Annotated in this window: 3 protein-coding genes; all 3 read left to right on the top strand. The window is 61.3% G+C overall.

Annotated features, from left to right (window positions below; translation table 11 throughout):
- The first annotated feature begins 32 nt into the window (after positions 1-32).
- A complete protein-coding gene (locus NW809_RS11230; RefSeq protein WP_041438544.1) occupies positions 33-548 on the top strand; it encodes a bifunctional nuclease family protein in 516 nt (171 codons plus the stop codon).
- 725 nt (positions 549-1,273) lie between these two features.
- Positions 1,274-2,512 carry a (E)-4-hydroxy-3-methylbut-2-enyl-diphosphate synthase gene (gene ispG / locus NW809_RS11225; protein WP_011431186.1) on the top strand — a complete coding sequence of 413 codons (1,239 nt, stop codon included), beginning with the start codon at positions 1,274-1,276 and terminating at the stop codon, positions 2,510-2,512.
- Between the two features lie 78 nt (positions 2,513-2,590).
- Positions 2,591-3,659, top strand: a 1,069-nt coding sequence (gene hemL / locus NW809_RS11220; protein WP_414402162.1) for a glutamate-1-semialdehyde 2,1-aminomutase, incomplete at its 3' end; no start/stop codon positions are given.

Here is a 3,659-nt window from a genome sequence, read left to right as displayed (position 1 = left end):
GATCGAGGTCTGAAGGCTGGAGGCGAGTGCTCATGATCGAGATGCATGTGGCTGGGATCGCGGTCGACGCTGTCAACCAGGCTCCCATTGTCATCTTGCGCGATACCCATGAGCGGCGTGCCCTACCCATCTGGGTAGGAAGAGCGGAGGCCAACGCCATTCTGCAGGCGCTGGACGACCAAAAGCCCCTCCGCCCCATGACCCACGACCTTATTCTGAACTCCTGGAAAGCTTGGGGGATCAAGCTGGAGCGGGTTATCATCCACGCGCTGCTGGACAACACCTTCTATGCAGTGCTTGTTACAGTCTGCGGCGATAAAAAGCAGGAGATCGACTGCCGCCCCAGCGATGCCATTGCCCTTGCCTTGCGGGCCCATGCCCCCATCTGGACCGTAGAAGAGGTGATTGCGGAAGCTTCGATCCCGATGAACCAAGATGCCGACGAGGCAGAGCGGGAGGCCTTCCATAAGTTTGTGGAAAGCGTGACGCCCAAAGACTTTATTCGCAGCCACCTCCTCAGGGATCAGCCCACGGAATCGGATGGCTGAAGCCCTGTCTTCTCCGCTAGGACAGATGCTGAGCGGCTCCAAGAGCACCCTCAGCGCCGGCAGTTGCCTCTTTCCCTGTAGACAGTTCCCCTAGGCCCTTGAGTGCCGTTTTCAGGGGCGGCTTACCTCCACCTCAGACTTGGCCGCAAAGGACGCCCTCGCGCCAGCCCAAGGGGAGCATTTTAATTCCTGCTTATCGGCCCTAGCCAAAACGCTGCCTGCTCGTGCGGAGGGATTTCTCTAGAAACCTTTGAGACCGAGGTTATACCGCTAACCGGGGATTGCTCTCTCTCCCTCTAGAGCTCCCAGGTGCATACGGCTCATCTTGGAACTCAGGGTGTTTTGCTTTGACACCCTGTTGCCGTCCAAGGCAGGCGGGCTTGCTTCAAAGCCACCGTCCCCCTGGCAAGAATGGCAGGGGAGTTTGCCCAGCTTGACAAAGGGAGTACCGACACCCTAGTTTCTAGCAAATTGTGCGGCTTGTGCGGCTAGGACGGCTTCATCGAGAGTGATCCTGCTCCCCTGGGGCAGTTGATTGGCTTGACTTTTCTTTATTGCGCCATTTGTCCGAGAAGTCAGCTTGTTTGCGCCTTCTACCCCTAGACCTGTGCCGCGCTTTTTAGCCAAAGCCGGGGGGTCGGAGCTGTGGGCCAAGCGGGGAGATCCTCGGTCTTGCTGGCATTTCGGCCTACAATCAAGCTAGAGCAGCCCTTTTTTAGCAAGCCATGCAGACTCTAGATCGGCCCAACGCGCCCTCTCAGCAGCCCTACCCAGAACCGGTCTACCCCCGTCGTCCTACCCGCACCGTAGCCGTAGGCAACGTGTTGATCGGCAGCCAGCACCCGGTGGTGGTGCAGTCCATGATCAACGAAGACACTCTCGACATCGATGCGGCGGTGGCGGCCATCCGTCGTCTGCACGAGGCGGGCTCGGAGATCGTGCGGGTTACCGTTCCCAGCATGGCCCATGCCAAGGCGATGGAGGCGATTCGGAGCAAGCTGATCCAAACCTACAAGCCGGTGCCGCTGGTGGCCGATGTCCACCACAACGGCATCAAGATCGCCCTGGAGGTCGCCCAATACGTGGACAAGGTGCGCATCAACCCGGGTCTGTTCGTCCTGGAAAAGCCGCAGCCCGGTCGCACCGAGTACACCCAAGCCGAACTGGAGGCCATCCGCAATAAGATCCGCGAAACCTTCACCCCCCTGGTGCAGACCCTCAAAGCTCAGAACAAAGCCCTGCGCATCGGCGTCAACCACGGATCCCTGGCCGAGCGCATGCTCTTCATGTATGGAGACACTCCAGAGGGCATGGTGGAGTCGGCCCTAGAATATGCCGAGATTTGCGCCGAGCAAGACTTCCACAACGTAGTTCTTTCCTTCAAAGCTTCCCGTCCGCAGGTGATGTTGGCGGCCTACCGGCTGGCGGCCCGCCGCTTCGATGCCTTGGGCCTGAACTACCCCTTCCACTTGGGGGTGACCGAGGCCGGCGATGGAGAATATGGCCGCATCAAATCGGCAGTGGGGATCGGGACGCTTCTGGCCGAGGGGATCGGTGACACCATTCGGGTTTCCCTAACCGAAGCCCCGGAAAAAGAGATCCCGGTGGCCTACGGCATCTTGCAGGCCCTCAACCTGCGCAAAACCATGGTGGAATATGTGGCCTGCCCCTCCTGTGGCCGCACCCTCTTCAACTTGGAGGAAGTACTGCAGAAGGTGCGGGCCGCAACCCAGCACCTGGTGGGCCTCGACATTGCCGTCATGGGCTGCATCGTCAACGGGCCGGGGGAAATGGCCGACGCCGACTACGGCTATGTGGGGAAAACCCCCGGCTACATCTCCCTCTACCGCGGAAAGGAGGAGGTGAAGAAGGTGCCCGAGTCGGAGGGCGTCCAGGCGCTGATCGAGCTCATCAAAGCCGATGGGCGGTGGGTGGATCCCCCAGAAGGAAGCCCAAGTAACTAAAACCAAAAGAGAGGGCAGCAGTCCACCAGCAGGTCTCCTTGCCTGCTAGCCTAGAAGATGCGTTGAACAGCTCCCAGTATGACCAGCACTCTCCCCACTCGCTCGTTTAACACCAGCCGCTCCAGGCAGATCTTTGCACGGGCGCAGCAGCTTATGCCGGGGGGCGTCAGCTCTCCGGTGCGTGCCTTTAAGTCGGTGGGCGGGGATCCCGTCGTCTTCGACCGCGTTGCCGGCGCCTACGCCTGGGATGTGGATGGCAACCAGTACATCGACTACATCGGCAGTTGGGGGCCGGCGATTGTCGGCCACGCCCACCCCGAGGTGATCGAGGCGTTGCGGCGGGCCCTGGAGAAAGGCACCAGCTTTGGCGCCCCTTGCGTTTTGGAAAACGAGCTGGCCGAGCGGGTGATCGAGGCGGTGCCCAGCGTGGAGATGGTGCGCTTTGTCAACTCCGGCACCGAAGCCTGCATGGCGGCGCTGCGCCTGATGCGGGCCTACACCGGGCGGGAAAAGGTGATCAAGTTCGAGGGCTGCTACCACGGCCATGCGGACATGTTTTTGGTCAAGGCCGGCTCGGGGGTAGCCACGCTGGGCCTGCCAGATTCGCCGGGGGTGCCCAAGGCTGCCACCAGTGCCACGCTGACCGCCCCCTACAACGACCTAGAGGCAGTCAAGGCTCTGTTTGAGCAGTATCCCGACTCCATTGCCGGCGTGATCCTGGAGCCGGTGGTGGGCAATGCCGGCTTCATTCCGCCGCAGCCGGGCTTTTTGGAGGGTTTGCGGGAGCTGACGCAAAAGTATGGCGCCCTGCTGGTGTTTGACGAGGTGATGACCGGCTTTCGCATCAGCTACGGCGGCGTGCAGGCCAAGTTTGGCGTCATCCCCGATTTGACCACCCTGGGCAAGGTGATCGGCGGCGGCCTGCCGGTGGGGGCCTACGGCGGTCGGCGGGAGATTATGGAGATGGTGGCGCCGGCGGGGCCCATGTACCAGGCGGGCACCCTCTCCGGCAACCCCCTGGCCATGACGGCCGGGATCCACACTCTGGACATCTTGCGCCGACCCGGTACCTATGAGTATCTGGAGCGGATTACCGAGCAGTTGGCGACGGGGCTGCTGCAGATTGCACAAGAGACCGGTCATGAGA

Source organism: Synechococcus sp. WC101, assembly GCF_047461555.1.
Classification (GTDB): Bacteria; Cyanobacteriota; Cyanobacteriia; order Thermostichales; family Thermostichaceae; genus Thermostichus.
This window is presented reverse-complemented; position numbering and strand designations above follow the sequence as displayed.